At 69.8% G+C, this 15,488-nt stretch carries 18 protein-coding genes; 10 read left to right on the forward strand and 8 right to left on the reverse strand.

The annotated features are described in order from the left end of the window. Positions 1-6 precede the first annotated feature (6 nt). The 4 genes from NL114_RS14155 to NL114_RS14170 all read right to left on the reverse strand — a co-directional run bounded on the left by NL114_RS14155 (position 7) and on the right by NL114_RS14170 (position 2,213). The gene (locus NL114_RS14155) at positions 7-579 is read right to left on the reverse strand and encodes a PH domain-containing protein (RefSeq protein WP_254821564.1); all 573 of its coding nucleotides are present in this window, start codon (positions 577-579) and stop codon (positions 7-9) included. Beyond that, a complete protein-coding gene (locus NL114_RS14160; RefSeq protein ID WP_254821565.1) occupies positions 576-1,166 on the reverse strand; it encodes a PH domain-containing protein in 591 nt (196 codons plus the stop codon). Before NL114_RS14160 ends, NL114_RS14155 begins: the two co-directional genes overlap by 4 nt. A gap of 54 nt (positions 1,167-1,220) precedes the next feature. Further along, positions 1,221-1,700: a MaoC family dehydratase gene (locus tag NL114_RS14165; protein WP_254821566.1), complete on the reverse strand. Its 480-nt coding sequence runs from the start codon at positions 1,698-1,700 to the stop codon at positions 1,221-1,223. A gap of 123 nt (positions 1,701-1,823) precedes the next feature. After that, positions 1,824-2,213, reverse strand: a complete 390-nt coding sequence (locus tag NL114_RS14170) for a hypothetical protein (protein WP_254821567.1) — start codon at positions 2,211-2,213, stop codon at positions 1,824-1,826. Positions 2,214-2,397: 184 nt separating this feature from the next. Between NL114_RS14170 and NL114_RS14175 the strand changes: the two genes are divergently transcribed. The 5 genes from NL114_RS14175 (at position 2,398) to NL114_RS14195 (ending at position 5,389) form a co-directional block, all read left to right on the forward strand. After that, entirely contained in the window at positions 2,398-2,688 is a 291-nt protein-coding gene (locus tag NL114_RS14175) for a ribonuclease P protein component 4 (protein ID WP_254821568.1), read from the forward strand. A gap of 91 nt (positions 2,689-2,779) precedes the next feature. Continuing rightward, positions 2,780-3,025: a YhbY family RNA-binding protein gene (locus NL114_RS14180; RefSeq protein WP_254821569.1), complete on the forward strand. Its 246-nt coding sequence runs from the start codon at positions 2,780-2,782 to the stop codon at positions 3,023-3,025. Beyond that, positions 3,022-3,960, forward strand: coding sequence for a mechanosensitive ion channel family protein (locus NL114_RS14185; protein WP_254821570.1), 939 nt, complete (start codon positions 3,022-3,024; stop codon positions 3,958-3,960). Before NL114_RS14180 ends, NL114_RS14185 begins: the two co-directional genes overlap by 4 nt. 58 nt (positions 3,961-4,018) lie before the next feature. Continuing rightward, on the forward strand, positions 4,019-4,843 hold the full coding sequence (locus NL114_RS14190; protein WP_254821571.1) for an enoyl-CoA hydratase/isomerase family protein: 825 nt from the start codon (positions 4,019-4,021) through the stop codon (positions 4,841-4,843). 162 nt (positions 4,844-5,005) lie between these two features. Continuing rightward, on the forward strand, positions 5,006-5,389 hold the full coding sequence (locus NL114_RS14195; protein WP_254821572.1) for a hypothetical protein: 384 nt from the start codon (positions 5,006-5,008) through the stop codon (positions 5,387-5,389). A 74-nt stretch (positions 5,390-5,463) separates the two neighbouring features. On the opposite strand, the gene NL114_RS14200 is transcribed toward NL114_RS14195, so the two are convergent. The 3 genes from NL114_RS14200 to NL114_RS14210 form a co-directional block, all read right to left on the reverse strand. Further along, positions 5,464-7,182: an acyl-CoA carboxylase subunit beta gene (locus tag NL114_RS14200; RefSeq protein WP_254821573.1), complete on the reverse strand. Its 1,719-nt coding sequence runs from the start codon at positions 7,180-7,182 to the stop codon at positions 5,464-5,466. A gap of 104 nt (positions 7,183-7,286) precedes the next feature. After that, the gene (locus tag NL114_RS14205; RefSeq protein WP_254821574.1) at positions 7,287-8,174 is read right to left on the reverse strand and encodes a class 1 fructose-bisphosphatase; all 888 of its coding nucleotides are present in this window, start codon (positions 8,172-8,174) and stop codon (positions 7,287-7,289) included. A 6-nt stretch (positions 8,175-8,180) separates the two neighbouring features. Further along, positions 8,181-8,975: a class I fructose-bisphosphate aldolase gene (locus NL114_RS14210; RefSeq protein WP_254821575.1), complete on the reverse strand. Its 795-nt coding sequence runs from the start codon at positions 8,973-8,975 to the stop codon at positions 8,181-8,183. A gap of 109 nt (positions 8,976-9,084) precedes the next feature. On the opposite strand from NL114_RS14210, the gene NL114_RS14215 reads away from it, so the two are divergent. The 5 genes from NL114_RS14215 (at position 9,085) to NL114_RS14235 (ending at position 13,994) form a co-directional block, all read left to right on the forward strand. Further along, the gene (locus NL114_RS14215) at positions 9,085-10,338 is read left to right on the forward strand and encodes a hypothetical protein (RefSeq protein WP_254821576.1); all 1,254 of its coding nucleotides are present in this window, start codon (positions 9,085-9,087) and stop codon (positions 10,336-10,338) included. A gap of 49 nt (positions 10,339-10,387) precedes the next feature. Next, positions 10,388-11,059: a metallophosphoesterase family protein gene (locus NL114_RS14220; protein ID WP_254821577.1), complete on the forward strand. Its 672-nt coding sequence runs from the start codon at positions 10,388-10,390 to the stop codon at positions 11,057-11,059. A gap of 140 nt (positions 11,060-11,199) precedes the next feature. Further along, positions 11,200-11,622, forward strand: coding sequence for a cobalamin B12-binding domain-containing protein (locus NL114_RS14225; RefSeq protein WP_254821578.1), 423 nt, complete (start codon positions 11,200-11,202; stop codon positions 11,620-11,622). Positions 11,623-11,629: 7 nt separating this feature from the next. Next, a complete protein-coding gene (gene meaB, locus NL114_RS14230; RefSeq protein ID WP_254821579.1) occupies positions 11,630-12,781 on the forward strand; it encodes a methylmalonyl Co-A mutase-associated GTPase MeaB in 1,152 nt (383 codons plus the stop codon). Positions 12,782-12,980: 199 nt separating this feature from the next. Further along, complete coding sequence (locus tag NL114_RS14235; protein WP_254821580.1) at positions 12,981-13,994, forward strand: alpha/beta fold hydrolase; 1,014 nt, start codon at positions 12,981-12,983, stop codon at positions 13,992-13,994. Positions 13,995-14,055: 61 nt separating this feature from the next. Here NL114_RS14235 and NL114_RS14240 read toward each other — a convergent pair whose 3' ends face one another. Continuing rightward, positions 14,056-15,393, reverse strand: coding sequence for a GAF domain-containing protein (locus NL114_RS14240; protein ID WP_254821581.1), 1,338 nt, complete (start codon positions 15,391-15,393; stop codon positions 14,056-14,058). Between the last annotated feature and the right edge of the window lie 95 nt (positions 15,394-15,488).

Below are 15,488 nucleotides of genomic sequence, written 5' to 3' on the forward strand. Positions count from 1 at the left end.
CCGAGGTCACTCCCGTACCCCGCCGCGCCGCTCGATGGCCGCACGCAGTTCCCTGACCTCGGCCAGCACCTCGGTCCACTGCTCTATGGTTCCGGGAACCGGGTCGCGTGCGCGCTCGGCACGTCGGTCGACCAGCGCACGGACCTCGCGGGGCGTCTCGATGCGGAAGAACGTCGCCGACGGCCCGCCGGCCGACTCGAACGTGACCGTCCCGTAGCCGAACAGCGACCCGGTGATGCTCTGAGTGTACGCGGAGTTCTGCACCCGTTCCAGGCCGACCCGCCGGACCTCGCGCGAGAGCACACCGGAGCGGGCGTACACGGCCGCATCCGAGACCGCGAACCGGGTCCGCCGGAGTTCGACGACGCGGTAGACGGGCACCGCGAGCCCGACCGGAATCAGGAGCGCCACGAGTCCCCGTGCGAAGAGCGATGCCTCCGGCGGGAGGAAGACGGCGCCCGCGACACCCCCCGAGACGAGCACCAGTCCACCGACGACCGCACCGATGGCAGCCGACAGCCTGGGCGACCCCGCCCAGAGGACCTCCTCGTCGGCGTGCAACAGCAGGTCGTCGGTCATGTCTCGCGGTCCTCGGCGGGGTCGACCGCCGGGGTGCCGGCGCCACTGTCATCCTCGACGGCGGTCCGGATGGCCCGTAGCTCGGCGAGGATGTCGTCGAGAACGGCCGCCTTGTCGCGGTCCTCGCCGGTGTCCCGGTCCGTGCGGATGCGCTCGTTGATGCGGCGCTGGAGCGCCTGCGGGTCCGCGACGTTCGTGAAGGAGAGCTCGACCCCGGTCCCGCCGGCGGTGCTCACGTCGACGGTCCCGTAGCCGAACTGCGACCCGAAGAACGACTGCCGGTAGGAGGTGTCCTGCACCTTGTCGAACTCGATGCGCTGGACGTTCCGCGAGAGGATACCGGTCTTCCGGTAGAGTGCCGTCGTCGTGACCACGTAGTTGGTGTTCCGGTGTGAGAGGTACGCACCGACGAGGATGGGGATGCCGACCAGCAGCAGCGAGAGTGGAACGCCGACGATGAACGCCGGCACCAGCGACATCTCGTGCGGTGTGTCGGCCCAGACGACCGTCTCGTCCTCGTCGAGGGCCAACCAGTCGAACTCCTCGCTGTCGGGCGCGCCCCCGTCGGGCGCTGTGGAGGGCTCCATGGCGGCGGCTCGTCGGCGCGGCGAATAACCGTTGTGCCGTCGTCGGACTCCCCGTCAGTCCTCGGCGTGCTCCCGCTTCAGCGACAGCGCCGTCCGGTCGAACTCGCAGACGAGCACGTCCTCCCCCTCGTCGTCCTCGCGGTTGACCGCGAATATCTCGACGTGCATCGTCACGATACCGCGCTCGCCGTCGCTGGTCTCGCGCTTGTCCGTCACCGTCGACTGCGCCCGGATGGTGTCCCCGTGGAACGTCGGGTTCGGGTGCTCGACCTCGTCGTACGAGAGGTTCGCGACGATGGTGCCGTCCGTCGTGTCGGGGATGGTGAGCCCGACGCCGAGCGCCATCGTGTAGAGCCCGTTGACGAGCCGCTCGCCGAACGCCGTGTCCGCGGCGAACTCGGCGTCGAGGTGCAGCGGCTGCTGGTTCATCGTCATATCGCAGAACTGCTGGTTGTCGGATTCGCTGATGGTGCGGCGCTTCCCGTGCTCGATGGTTTCGCCGACCTCGAACTCCTCGTAGTACAGACCCGTCATGCGGGTCGCGTCGTGGGGCGGGGGCTTGAAACGGACGGGTGCGGGGGCGCAGGAATCGGCGCCTGCAGTCCGGTCCAGAGAGCGGAGTGCGTGGTCGGGGCAGGTACTCCCCGTGAGGCTGTCTCAGAGCTCGACCTGCCGTACCCAGAGCCCGAGCCCGATCAGCAAGGTACCCGCAACCGCCCACCAGATAACTCGTGTCGCAGTGCCGATCAACGGCTCCGTGCTGCCTTGCGCCCCGTTCAGGTACAGCTCGAGTACGAAGAGCCCGCACATCAGCACTCCAGCTCCATAGACGCTGGCCGCCAGCGTCTTCCGGGCCGTCGTTCGGGTGTAGAGGAACGTGGCAAACCCCGCGGCCAGGAGGAGAACGAGGACTCCGAAGTTGGCGGTGAGTTCGAACAGCGCCACGAACAGGACCGGGATTCCAACAACCACGAGCAGACGACGGCGCTCGGTGAGCGAAACGAACTCGACGATGTGACCGACGACAGTCCGTGGGTGCTTGTTCATACGTCTCCAAGGTTCTTACCGGGGAAACCTCTTCGCTACGGATGCATGCCCGTTCGAAGCCGACCCGTCACATCCGGGCACCCTCCACCGGCCCGGTACGGGGTCCGGTGATACCCTCCGAGACCTGGAGCGAGAGGTCGGCCGGACCCGCAACGCACAACCCGGGGCCGGTCGGAATGCGGTCGTGGACACGAGCGACCGGACCATCGCGACCGAGCGGGTCGAGCGTCTACACGACCTCGCTCGCGAGGCCGCCCGCGCGGACCGACAGGACCGTGCGAAGCGGTACGTCCGCCTCGCCCGCCGGGTCGCCGAGCGCCATCGCCTCACCCTTCCCCGGCGGTTCCGCCGCTTCACCTGCGACCGCTGCGACGCGTACCTGATCCCTGGCCGGAACGCCCGCGTTCGGACCCGGGACGGCCACGTCGTCGTGACCTGCGACTGCGGCGAGCACGCGCGCTACCCCTACGACTGACCACGCAGCGCCGTTCGGGGGCGTGAAACGCCGTTCGTGCCTCGGCCAGGTGTGTAGCCTTTAAACCGGACGCACACGAACGCCGGCACACATGACGGACGACCTGAACCAGCGGGCCCACGACCTGGACGTGACGGTCTGGGTGGGCAAGGCCGGGCTGGACCCGGTGGTCGATGAGTTGCGTGACCAGCTCGAGGCGGAGGAGCTGGTGAAGGTGAAGTTCCTGCGGTCGGCCCGCGGCGGCACCACCACCGAGGAACTCGCCGAGGAACTCGCCGACCGCGCAGGGGCGACGCTGTTCCGCACCCGCGGGCACACCGGGGTGTTCCGGCGATGACGCTGCCGCTGGTCCCCGCTCAGACCGGAGGTGCGACCGACCCCACCGGCTTCGTCCAGAGCTTCATCGAGAGCCTCGGCGTGGGCGCCTCGCTGGCAGCCCCCATCGCAGCGGCCGTCGTCTTCATCGTCGTCTTCGTCGCTATCTACCTGCTCGGGCGCGTCCTCGTGACGCCGCTGTTCGGCCGGTTCCTCGACCGGCGTGACCTGGACGAGCATGCCAAACGGCCGCTGAAGAAGGTGGTCGGCGGCGTCATCGTCTTCATCGCCATCGGCATCGCCTTCGGGCTGGCCGGCTTCGGCAGCATCCTGCAGTCGCTGGCCACCGTCGCCGCGGCCGCGACGCTGGCCATCGGCTTCGCGATGCAGGACGTCATCGCGAACTTCGTCGCCGGCGTCTTCATCTACACGGACAAACCGTTCCGCATCGGCGACTGGATCGAGTGGGACGACCGGTCCGGAATCGTCGAGGACATCTCCTTGCGCGTCACGCGCGTCCGGACCTTCGACAACGAACTCCTCACCGTCCCCAACTCCACCCTGACCGACGGCGTCATCAAGAACCCCGTCGCGAAGGACAAGCTCCGGATGAAGTTCGTCTTCGGCATCGGCTACGAGGACGATATCGAGCAGGCCACCGACATCATCCTGGAGGAGGCCGAGAAGCACGACGACATCCTCGACGACCCCGCGCCGTCCGTGCGGCTGACCGAACTGGCCGACTCGTACGTCGGCCTCCAGAGCCGCTTCTGGATCGCCAACCCCTCGCGCGCCGACTTCGTCCGCACCCGCGGCGAGTACGTCACCGACGTGAAACAGCGGTTCGACGAGAACGACATCAACATCCCCTACCCGCAGGTCGACCTCTCGGGCGGTATCGAGATGGCCGGCCCCGTCGCGGAGGCGATGGCTCGCGGCGAAGCCGAGAGCGATTGACCTCCCTCGGCCCGACTAGCGCCCCACTTTAACACGCCATCGTCCGGTACACGCTCGCATGAGCACCGACGCACACGGCAGCTACGACACCGTGACCGTCCGCCGCGAGGCCTCCGTCGGGCGCATCACTCTCGACCGCCCCGAGGCGATGAACACGTTCAGCACCGACCTGGCGACCGAACTGGACGAGGCCCTCCACGCACTGGATGACGAGGACGACATCCGGGCCATCGTCGTCGACGGCGCCGGGGACGCCTTCTCCGCGGGTATCGACCTCTCGGAGTACGACCCGGACGCGAGCGAAGCGGCCCACGAGGAGTGGGTCACCCGGATGGAGGAGCCGTTCCACACCATCCAGGAGATGCGGACACCCGTCGTCGCGGCGGCCCACGGCCACGCCGCGGCCAACGGCATCGGGCTGGTCGCCGCGTGCGACCTCGCAGTCGCCGCGAGAGGGACGATGCTCGGTGCGACGGCACCGAAGGTCGGGCTGTTCTGCATGGGTCCGGCGGTCCCGCTGCTGGACTGCCTCCCGAAGAAGCGCGCAACGGAACTGCTGCTGACGGGTGACCTCATCGAGGCCGAGACGGCCCGCGAGTGGGGGCTGCTGAATCGGGTCGCGCCGCAGGGCGAGCACGTCGAGGCAGCGATGGACCTCGCCGAGACGATGGCTGCGAAGAGCCCCGAGGCCCTGCGACGCGGCAAGCGCGCGGTGAACGAACTCGCCGGGCTGGAGTACGGCGAGGCGCTGGACCGCTCGAACGAGCACTTCGCCGGGCTCTGTGCCACCGACGACGCCCGCGAGGGTATCGCGGCGTTCCTCGACGGGGAACCACTGGACGCCGAGGAGTGGCCGAGCGACCGAACGGAAACGGAGGAATAAGCACTTTTATAGCCACTGTAGGATATTTATTCTGGATATAATGTATCAATAGGTCAGGTATTGTAATTGAATCTGCGGTCCATAGAGCGGCGTCCGTGCTATCCGGTTCCTAATCCACGATTAGGCACAGTATTGTAAACCGGACAGGTGCGCAACGGGGGGATGATGCCCTCGTCCACGGAGTCGGAGGACTCGTCCGCGGCGGACGCGTCGCAGACGGGTAGCGACCTCGACCAGCGCCTGCTGTTCCTGGTCGGCACCGTGCTGTTCGTGGGCGGGATGGCGGCCGTCGCCGGCGTGGGGAGCGTGGGGGACCTCTCGGCCGCCGGGAGCCCCGAGACGCCGGCCGGGCCGACGCCCACGGCACCGGACGACTCGACGGCCACCCCGACTGCGACGCCCGATGACGGCGGGTCGGTCGAGACGGCGTCGCCCACGCCGACACCGACTGGAACCGCGACATCCACGCCAACGCCGACTGGAACCGCGACACCGACACCCGAAGCCACGGAGACCGACGACGGGGTCATCGTCATCGGTGGCTGAGCGGCGTCACCAGCGGCTGATCCGGGTCGTCGAGCGAACACGGCAGTACGCCGCTGATGGCCGCCGAGGACCCGCTACAGGACGGTGCCGTGCTTCTTGTCGGGCAGGTCCTTCTCGATACCCTCGTAGAACTCGAAGCGCCGCTCCAGCTGCTCGCGGAGGCTGCTCGGCGGCACCACCTCGTCGATGACCACGTCGCTGGCCATCTTCCGGACGTCGATCTCCTCGCGGAACTCCTCGCGGAGTTCGGCCTCGCGCTGGGCACGCTCCTCGGGGTCGTCGATCGCGTCGAGCTTGTTGGCGTAGACGGCGTTGATGGCCGCCTCGGGACCCATGATGGCGATCTCGCCGGAGGGGAGCGCGATGGTCGACTCGGGGTCGTACGCCGGGCCGGACATCGCGTAGATGCCCGCCCCGTACGCCTTCCGCAGGACCACGCACTGCTTCGGGACGGTCGCGCTGGAGGTGGCGTAGATCATCTTCTTGCCCTTCTCGAGGATGCCCTCCTTCTCGACCTGCGAGCCGGCCATGAACCCCGGCGTGTCCGTGAGGTACAGCAGCGGGATGTTGTAGGCGTCGCACTTCCAGATGAACTGTGCGGCCTTCTCGGCGGCGTCCGGGAAGATGGCGCCGGCGCGTTCGTCGGGCTGGTTGGCGACGATGCCGACCGGGCGGCCGTCGATGCGGGCGAACGCGGTGAGGATCTCGGCGCCGTAGTCGGGCTGGAGTTCGAACAGCGAGTTCCGGTCGACCACGCGGTCGGTCACCTCGCGGATGTCGTACGCCCGGTTCGGGTCCTCGGGGATGACCTCGTCGATGCCCTTCGGGGCGTACTTCGGCGGCTTCGCGTCGGCGCGAGGCGGCTGCTCGTCGCTGTTGTCGGGCAGATAGGTGACCAGCTGCGCGACGAGTTCGCGGGCGTGCTCCTCGTTCTCCGCGATGAGGTCGGCCGAGGAGGAGTACTTCGCGTGCATCTCGGCGCCGCCCAGCTCCTGCAGGTCGATGTCCTCGCCGGTGACCATCTGCACCATCCGCGGGGAGGCGATGGCCATGGCGCTCATCCCGCGGACCATGATGGTGAAATCCGCGAACACCGGCGTGTAGGCCGCGCCCGCGATGCAGGGGCCGTACAGCACACATATCTGGGGCACCCTCCCGGAGAGCATCGAGTGGTTGTAGTAGTACTTCCCGATGCCCTCGCGGTTGGCGAAGAAGCCCGACTGCTGGTCGATGCGCCCCCCCGACGAGTCCATCAGGTAGAGGACGGGCCGCCCGGTCTTCAGCGCGCGCTGTTGCATCCGGAGGAACTTCTCGACGCCCTTCTCGGCCATCGACCCCGCCTTGACGGTGAAGTCGTTGGCCATGAAGTGGAGGTCCCGCCCCTCGAACGTGGCCGCCCCCGTCAGGAGGCCGTCGGCCGGGAGCACGTCGTCGGCGTCGAACTCGGCGAACTTGCCGTCCTCGAACTTGAGTTCGCTGTCGTCGCCGGCCTCCTCGCCGAACCAGAGGTCCATGCGGTCGCGGACGAACAGCTTGCCCTGCTCGGAGAGGCGTTCCTTGTACTTCTCCTTCCCGCCGGACTCGATCTCCTCAATCTGCTCCAGGAGCTCCCGTTCGCGCTCGGTCGGCTCCTTCCCGTCGTCGATGGGTTCGGTGACCTCGTGCGTGGCGGCCGGCTCCTCGGCGTCCCCGACGTACACCTCGACCGTGTCGCTCCCGGAGTGGCGCGAGAAGGCGTCCGCGATGGCCGCCGCCTCGTCCGCGCTGGCATCCCCGGAGATGCGTACCTTCATGTGCCGCCCCTCATGGGGGCCGGAGAAAGGGTTTTCCATCGTCGGGAACTCTCCCGGAATTGAGTGTTTCCGGGACCCTCCGACCGGCCCGAATCGGTCGCCGGTCAGTCCAGCGCGGCCTCGAGCCGCTCGATGTACCCCGTGGACCCGACGTGGACCGGTACCCGCTGGTGGAGTTCCTCGGCCTCGACGGCGAGCAGGGATCGGCCACCGTCCGAGGAGGCCCCACCGGCCGCCTCGATGACGTACGCGATGGGCGCCCCCTCGAAGACGAGCCGGAGCTTCCCGTTCGGCGCGGACGAAAGCGCCGGGTAGGCGAAGACCCCGCCGTAGGTGACGACCTGGTTCACGTCGGCTATCATCGCCCCGCCGTACCGGAGCTTGAGTTCGTCCTCCACCCCGTCGACGTAGGCCGCGAAGTCGTCGGGCCAGTCCGGGACCCGACCGCCGAACCCGTAGACCACGGCGTCGTCCGGGAGCGAGAGGTCGGCGGTGTCGAGTTCGAGGTCGCCGTCCGCGACGACGTACTCGCTGGCGTGGCCCTCGACGGCGAGCGCCATCGTCGTGATGGGACCGTACAGCACGTAGCCGGCCGCGACGAGGTGGTCACCCGCGGCCGGGAGTGCGGCGTCGTAGACGCCGAAGATGGTCCCCATCGCGTTGTTGGACTTGAGGTTCGAGGAGCCGTCGAGCGGGTCGCAGGCGACGTGGTACCCCTCGTCGTCGGCGAGGCTCATCTCCTCGCGCTCCTCGCTGGCGTAGCCGCCGACGCCGTCGATGGCGAGCAGGCGGTCCTCCAGCAGGTCGTCCGCGTAGAGGTCGGCCGCGAGCTGCTGCTCGCCGCTGGGGTTCTCGTCGGCGTCCGGGTCGTACATCCGGCGCCCGGCGAGGCCACCGCGCACGTCGGGCGCGGTCTCGGCGACCGTCTCGACGACCCGCGTGACGGTCGGGCCGGCCCGCGCGAGCGCGTGGTCCGTGTTCTGGTCGGCCATCCGGGGTTACTCCGCGGCCGCCAGCGCCTCGTCCACCGTCGCCTCCTCGAAGATGACCTGCTCGAGGGCATCGAGGATGCGGTGGGGGTTCTCGCGCTGCCAGACGTTGCGGCCCACGGCCAGGCCCTTCCCGCCGGCGTCGATGGTCGCCTTCACGTCCTCGAGGAAGGCGCGGTCGGAGGTCTTCGAGCCGCCGGACATGACGACCTTCGTCGGGCCGGCCATCCGGACGGCCTGCTCCATGGCGTCCTGCGAGCCGGGGAACTTCACCTTCGCCACGTCCGCGCCGAGTTCGAGCGCCAGGCGCGCCGCGTACGCGATGGTGCCGGGCTTCGTGTCGTTCTTCAGCCCCTGGCCACGGGGGTACGACCACATGACCGTCGGGAGTTCGAACTCGCGGGCGCGCTCCTGGGCGCGGGCGAACTCCTCGGCCATCTCGATCTCGTTGTTGGAGCCGCCGTACAGCGTGAAGCCGACCGAGGAGGCGCCGACGTCGTAGGCGTAGTCGACCGAGCAGTTCACGGCCGAGTCCGGCTCGCCCATCCAGAGGTTCGACGTCCCGTTGAGCTTCATCAGCAGGTCCACGTCGTCCTCGTAGGACTCGTAGTAGGCCTCGGCGATGCCCTTCTGGACCGCGATGGACGTGACGGCCGGGTGGGTCGCGGCCTCGAAGGTCCGCTCGGGGTCCGCGCTCTCCGGAACCTCCTCGAAGTCGACCGGCCCGTGCTCGAGGCCGTGGTCGTACGCGAGGATGAGCACCTTGCCGTCCCGGCAGAGCGGCGAGTCGTCGATGTCGATCATACATCCCACGTTGCGAGAGTCCGGGGCAAGAATTTACCGAACGGGTCGGTGGGAGGGCCGTGCTATCGTCTGACGCAGATTCTTGTCGGTGGCGGCCCATGACCCACCTATGCGGGATATCGTCGAGGAGGTTCTCGAGGGGGAAGGGGAGGCAACACCACCGGGCGAGGTACAGGACGTCCAGGTCGCCGTCGTCGGTGTCGGCGCGGCGGGCGTCGGGCGGCTGACGGGTATCGGCCGACGGCTCCGGGGCGACGCGTTCGCCGGGCAGGTCCCGACGGACGTGGACGCGGTGGGCGTGGACCTGCCGGGCGAGGAGACACAGGTCGAGGAGTGGGAGCCCACGGCGTGGCACGTCGTGGAGTCGCTGGAACGTCCTAGCCGTGGCGGCCGCCCGCACCTCACGCTCGAGAGCGCGGGCCGGCTCCAGCGGTTCTGTGGCGACGAACTCGCCCGGTACGACGTGCTCGTGGCGGCCGTCGACGGGACGGACCCGGCCGCCGTCACGGTCGCGGCGAACCTGGCCGCGACGTTCCGCGGCGGCATCGCCAGTCCCGCGGTCTGTGTTCCGACCATCGAGGCCGCGAACCCACCGGCACCGCTGCTCGAGGCGGAGTCGGGCTGGCTCCCGGACACCCGCGACCGGTTCGGCCCCGACGCCGTCGTCCCCGTCGAACACGGCCGGGCGACGGAGCTGGCGCCCGGCGGGCACGACGAGCGTGGCCCGCTGGCCGGGGCCACGGACACCACCGACGACCCCGTCGAACGGGTCGCCGAGGACGTGACCGCGGCCCTGGCCGAGGCGCTGGGCACACGGACCCAGTTCGGGAGTCTCGCCGACGACCTCCACCGCTTTCGGGGCCGTGTCGTGGCTCACGTCGGTCGCGACGAGGAGCACCGCGCCATCGATGCCGAGGCCCTCGCCGGAGACACCCTCGCGACGCCGGTGTCGAGCGAACCGTCGGACTGGCGCGCGGGCGGGCCGGTCCTCGCGCACCTCCGGTCCCACTCGCCGAACGACGCGGCCATCGACGCAGCCATCGACACGGCCCGGGACGCCCTCGACGAGGCTGAAGGGGAGGGGGACGGGGCGGAGGACGGCAAGGTGGACCGAGATGGGACGGAAGACGGCGAGACGGGCGATACCCGGGCGACGTTGTCCAGCTACCGGCTCACGGCGACGCGGACGCACGAACTGTTCCTGTTCCGCGTCGAACGACCCGACGAACCGGAGCCCGAACGGCTCCCGCACGTCGAGTTCGACGACGACGACCTCGACGACGATGACGACCTGTTCACGCGCGGCGAGGACCCGGTGACCGACGAGTTCGACACGAGTCCCGGACTGGACGTGATACGGTGAGTCACACGCCACCCCAAGACCGTTATCACCGCCCGCAGTAGCCCGCCGTATGCGACTCGGGGTCATCTCCGACATCCACGCCAATCTCGTCGCGCTGGAGGCCGTGCTCGAGGACATGCCGCCCGTGGACCGGCTGGTCTGTGCGGGCGACGTGATCGGCTACAACCCCTGGCCCGCCGAGTGTGTCGACCTCGTTCGCGAGCGGTGTTCGGCGACGGTCGAGGGGAACCACGACCGGAACGCCGACACGCCGAACCGGTACTCGATGAACGAGATGGCCCACGAGGGGCTCAAACTCGCCTCCGAGGAGCTGAACGAGGGCCAGCTGGAGTGGCTCCGGAGCCTCCCGCGGTCGGTCGACCTCGCCGACGACCGCGTCCTCATGGTCCACGACCACCCCGAACACGTCGACCAGTACGTCCGCCCCCACTCGTTCCCGAAGATGCGCCCCTACCTCGACGACCACGACGCCTGCATCCTCGGCCACACGCACGAACAGCACGAGGCGACCATCGACGGCCGCCTCATCCTCAACCCGGGGAGCGTCGGCCAGCCCCGGGACGGGGACCCGCGGGCCGCGTACGCCGTCGTCGACACGGCCCCGGACCCGATGACCGCCCACCTGCACCGCGTGGAGTACGACATCGCCGCGGTGCAGGCGGCCTGCCGGGAGGCGGGCCTGCCGAGTCGAACCGGTGAACGGCTGGCACAGGGGCGGTAACGGACCAGAGACGGACAGACCATCTCCCGGACGTCGCGACGGCGCCCCTCGACCACAACCACGGTTGCATCAGGACAAACAGCCACGAGGAGGCCGAAACCTCCGTTAGAGTCAAACGCCACCCGCCCGCAGTGGGGCATATGAGCACGGAACAGGAACCCGAGCAGCGGAACATCCGGTGCCTGGTCGCGAAGGTCGGGCTGGACGGCCACGACCGCGGCGCACACGTCATCGCGCGGGCGTTCCGGGACGCCGGCTTCGAGGTCATCTACTCCGGACTCCACAAGGCACCCGACGAGATCGTGCAGGCAGCCGTTCAGGAGGACGTCGACGTGCTGGGCATCTCCATCCTCTCGGGCGCGCACAACACGCTCGTCCCGAAGATCGTCGAGGGGCTGAAGGAGTACGGCGCCTTCGAGGACACCCTCATCATCGTCGGCGGCATCATCCCCGAGGACGACCGGCCGGCGCTGCGGGAGGCCGGCGTCGCCGAGATCTTCGGGCCGGGCGCGTCGATGCAGGAGACCATCGACTTCGTTCGCGAGAACGCTCACGACCGGTAGCCAGAGGATGGGCGAACTGATAGACGACCTGCTCGACGGGCAGCACCGTGCCCTCGCGCGGGTCATCACGAAGATCGAGAACCGCTCGCCCGGCTACCGTGACCTCGTCCGGGAGCTCCACCAGCACACCGGTCACGCCGACGTGGTCGGCATCACCGGCTCCCCTGGCGCCGGGAAGTCGACGCTCGTGGACAAGATGGCCGCGACCTACCGCGAGCGCGGGCTCACGGTCGGCGTCATCGCCATCGACCCGTCCTCCCCGTTCACCGGTGGGGCCGTCCTGGGCGACCGCATCCGGATGGCGTCCAACGTCGGCGACATGGACGTGTTCTTCCGCTCGATGTCCGCCCGCGGGCAACTGGGTGGCGTCTCCACGGCGACGACGGACGCGGTGAAGGCACTGGACGCCTTCGGCAAGGACAAGATCATCGTCGAGACCGTCGGCGCCGGGCAGAACGAGATCGACATCGTCCGCACGGCCGATACGGTGGCGGTTCTGGTCCCGCCCTCCTCGGGCGACGACGTACAGATGCTGAAGGCCGGCATTCTCGAGATCGGCGACGTGTTCGTCGTCAACAAGGCCGACCTCGATGGGGCCGACCGGACCGTCTCCGAGCTGAAGGAGATGATAATGATGCGCGATGCCTCGCCCGCGGCCGGCACGGGCGGCTACCACGGCGCGGGCACGGACGCGACGGGCCACCACGGGCCCGACGAGGGAGGCACCGCGGGCAGCGACAGTGCCGACCCCGACCCGAGTGCCGAGATCACCGGCCCCGGCTCGGCCGGGACGCCCGGCTCCACCACCGACCAGGGCGGCCCCGTCGAGACCGACGAGGGCGAGGCGTGGGTGCCGCCGGTCGTCCAGACCGTCGCGAACACCGCCGAGGGCGTCGAGGGCTTCCTCGAGACGCTGGACGACCACCGCGACTTCCTCGAACGGACCGGACAGCTGGAAGCGAAGACCCACAAGCGCTACGCCGAGGAGATCCGCCGGCTCCTCCGCGAGGACACGCGCGCGCTGCTGGAGCGCGAACTCGAGGCACAGGGCGGCATCGACACGTTCGTCGAGGACGTGATGGCCCGCGAGACGGACCCCTACACCGTCGCCGACGAGGTGGTCCAGCCGCTCCGGGACTGCCTCGGCGAGTCGGAATAGTACTCTTCTACTTCTAATTCTCGGATTATTCTCGGGAGAGAATGTCCATGGGTGGGTCTCGCGGTCATAATCTACGATAACTCGATAATATCTGCCGTCGGCCGTTTCCCTTGCGGCGACGTACGAACCACCGGCCGGCGACGGCACGTGTCGCCGCGGGTCGACAGGATTTACCCGACAGGCGGCCGTCCGAACGTGTATGAAACTCCGGAACGCCCTGCTGGGGGCCGCTGGTGCCGTCGGCGCGGTCGCTGGCGGGAACGCGCTCCTCCGTGGCGACGCCGACGAGCTGGAACCGCCGCTCGGCCGGCCGCTCGCGACCTACCGCTGGCGTGGCTTCGATGTGGCCTACACCGAGGCGGGCGACCCCGCCGACCCGACGCTCGTCCTGCTGCACGGGGTCAACGCCGCCGGCTCCAGCCACGAGTTCCGCTACGTCGTCGACGACCTCGCCGAGAACCACCACGTCCTCGCGCCGGACCTGCCCGGCTTCGGCCACTCCGACCGCCCGCCGCTGCTGTACTCGGCGACGCTGTACGTCACCTTCGTCGCGGACTTCCTCCGGGATGTGGCCGAGGGGACGGTCGGCGGGGACGGCGCGGCCCCCCGCGACGAGCCGGAGCCGCCGGCGGTCGTCGCGTCCTCGCTGGTCGCCGCCTACACGGCCGCCGCCGTCGCCGAGAAGGGCGCGCCCGTCCGCCAGCTGTTCCTCGTCTCCCCGACCGCATCGGCGTTCCCCGGGCGCTCCCCGGCCATCCGGTCGCTGCTGCGCGCGCCGCTGGTCGGTGAGGCGGTCCACAACCTCATCAGCTCGGAGGCGTCCATCCGCTACTTCCTCGGTGACCACGGGTTCTCCTCGCCGGCCGCGGTCCCGGAGGAGTGGGTCGCGTACGACTACGCCACCACCCACGTCCCGGGCGCCCGCTACGCGCCGGCGTCGTTCCTCAGCGGCTTCCTCAACCTCGACGCCGACCTCGGGGCACTGCTGGGTGAGATCCGCGAGTCGGGGACGCCCGTCACGGTCTGCTGGGGCGGCGTCTCGGAGGTCACGCCCCTCTCACAGGGCCGTGAACTGGCCGAGCGCGCCGACGTGAAACTCGTCGTACTGGAGGACGCCGACCTGCTCCCGCACGGGGAGTTCCCCGAGGCCTTCCTCTCGGTGCTCCGCGGTGAACTGACGGACGGAGGCCGGGCGGTCGATGCGAGCGTCTGAGTGCGGATCCGGGGCTCTCGTCCCGACGTACCGTCGTTCTCCTGTTCTCCGGTCCCCCCGTTCAGTCGGAGCCGGCACCGGTGTCGGCTTCCGGTTCTCCCTCCCTGGTGTCGGCCTCCGGCTCTCTCTCGCCGGCGTCCGTTTCCGGCTCCCCCTCCCCCGTGTCGGGTGCGCCCTCGATATCGTCCTGCCCGGCCGGGGCCTCGTGCCGGACGTGCTCCGGCGTCGCCGATGTGGGCCAGATCCCCTCGTCGGTCTCGACCTCGATACGGACGCCGCCCTCCGCACTGAGCCCGGCGGTGACCGCCCAGTCGTGCGCGGCCGCGATACGCTCGATGCGGCCGAGTCCACGCTCCTCCGCCGCCGGGCGGTCCTCGCTCTCGCCCGGGAACCCCGGGCCGTCGTCCGCGACGAAGAACCCGGGTCGGTCGCCGAGCGAGCCGACCCGGACGTGGAGCCGTCCCGGGGCGTCGAGGTCGGCGCTCTCGCCGGCCGTCTCGAGGCAGAACCGGAAGGTCTCCGCCAGTAGCCGCTTCAACAGCGATTCGTCGGCCGGAACGCGGACGCCGGGCTCGGTCGTCAGCCGGCCGCGCGGCTCGCCGTCGGTGGCCTCGCCCCAGGCGTGTTCGGCGGCCGTGCGGACGTCCACCGGGCCCGCCCCGCCCGCGCGCTCGGAATCGCTGGCGAGCCGGAGCAGGTCGGCCACCAGCCGCTCGGTCCGCGAGAGCGCCGTCACGGTGGCCTCGGTGTGCCGGGCGACCTCGTCAACGGCCCCGTCGATGTCGGCCGCGGCTTCGTGTGCGAGCTGTGCGTGACCGCGCGCGGTCGAGAGCGGCTCCCGGATGTCGTGGTCGATCATCGCGGCGAAGCCGTCGAGCCGGTCGCTCTCCGAGGCGAGGGCGAGCTCCCGCGCCCGGGCGGTGAGGCCGTCGCTCATCCAGCTCGCGAGCGCCGCGACCAGCTCGCGCTCCCAGTCGGCGAACGGGTCCCGTGGGGCCCGCCCGGTGAAACAGCAGGTGCCGTAGACACGGCCGTCGACGGTGACGGGCGCGCCGACGTAACAGGAGAACCCGTCGGCGGTGTGGACCGTCCGGTCGGCGGTGCCCGGTGGTCCGTCCTCGACGCGTCCGAACGCGACCGGCTCGCGGTCCGCGACGGGGAGTTCACAGAACGTCTCCCCGAGCGGTCGGCTGTCGCCGACAGTGCCCAGCGCCTCACCCGCCGTGGCGACGGCCAGGACCGTGTGTTCCCCGTCGTCGATGCGGGCGAGCGAGCCGTACTCGACGCCGAGCGCCGAGCGACCCAGTTCCAGTGCCTCGTCGATGCGGTCGACGAACGACCCCTCCCGGTCCCGAACGAGCGTGGCGAACTCCCGGAACGCTCGCTCCCGTGCCTCCATACCCGGCAACGGGGACGCCCGAGCAAAAACCCCGCGACCGCTTCGAACGTCGGAACCCGCTCGACGCGTCCGCCGCCAGGGGTCGGCGGCCCACG

It is taken from the genome of Haloglomus halophilum (genome assembly GCF_024298885.1).
GTDB lineage: Archaea > Halobacteriota > Halobacteria > Halobacteriales > Haloarculaceae > Haloglomus > Haloglomus halophilum.

Bases quoted from the DNA above. Each gene is read 5' to 3' on its own strand.
- NL114_RS14155 (WP_254821564.1), bottom strand. From the start codon at position 579: ATGACCGACGACCTGCTGTTGCACGCCGACGAGGAGGTCCTCTGGGCG.
- NL114_RS14160 (WP_254821565.1), bottom strand. From the start codon at position 1,166: ATGGAGCCCTCCACAGCGCCCGACGGGGGCGCGCCCGACAGCGAGGAG.
- NL114_RS14165 (WP_254821566.1), bottom strand. From the start codon at position 1,700: ATGACGGGTCTGTACTACGAGGAGTTCGAGGTCGGCGAAACCATCGAG.
- NL114_RS14170 (WP_254821567.1), bottom strand. From the start codon at position 2,213: ATGAACAAGCACCCACGGACTGTCGTCGGTCACATCGTCGAGTTCGTT.
- NL114_RS14180 (WP_254821569.1), top strand. From the start codon at position 2,780: ATGACGGACGACCTGAACCAGCGGGCCCACGACCTGGACGTGACGGTC.
- NL114_RS14185 (WP_254821570.1), top strand. From the start codon at position 3,022: ATGACGCTGCCGCTGGTCCCCGCTCAGACCGGAGGTGCGACCGACCCC.
- NL114_RS14190 (WP_254821571.1), top strand. From the start codon at position 4,019: ATGAGCACCGACGCACACGGCAGCTACGACACCGTGACCGTCCGCCGC.
- NL114_RS14195 (WP_254821572.1), top strand. From the start codon at position 5,006: ATGATGCCCTCGTCCACGGAGTCGGAGGACTCGTCCGCGGCGGACGCG.
- NL114_RS14200 (WP_254821573.1), bottom strand. From the start codon at position 7,182: ATGAAGGTACGCATCTCCGGGGATGCCAGCGCGGACGAGGCGGCGGCC.
- NL114_RS14205 (WP_254821574.1), bottom strand. From the start codon at position 8,174: ATGGCCGACCAGAACACGGACCACGCGCTCGCGCGGGCCGGCCCGACC.
- NL114_RS14210 (WP_254821575.1), bottom strand. From the start codon at position 8,975: ATGATCGACATCGACGACTCGCCGCTCTGCCGGGACGGCAAGGTGCTC.
- NL114_RS14215 (WP_254821576.1), top strand. From the start codon at position 9,085: ATGCGGGATATCGTCGAGGAGGTTCTCGAGGGGGAAGGGGAGGCAACA.
- NL114_RS14220 (WP_254821577.1), top strand. From the start codon at position 10,388: ATGCGACTCGGGGTCATCTCCGACATCCACGCCAATCTCGTCGCGCTG.
- NL114_RS14225 (WP_254821578.1), top strand. From the start codon at position 11,200: ATGAGCACGGAACAGGAACCCGAGCAGCGGAACATCCGGTGCCTGGTC.
- meaB (WP_254821579.1), top strand. From the start codon at position 11,630: ATGGGCGAACTGATAGACGACCTGCTCGACGGGCAGCACCGTGCCCTC.
- NL114_RS14235 (WP_254821580.1), top strand. From the start codon at position 12,981: ATGAAACTCCGGAACGCCCTGCTGGGGGCCGCTGGTGCCGTCGGCGCG.
- NL114_RS14240 (WP_254821581.1), bottom strand. From the start codon at position 15,393: ATGGAGGCACGGGAGCGAGCGTTCCGGGAGTTCGCCACGCTCGTTCGG.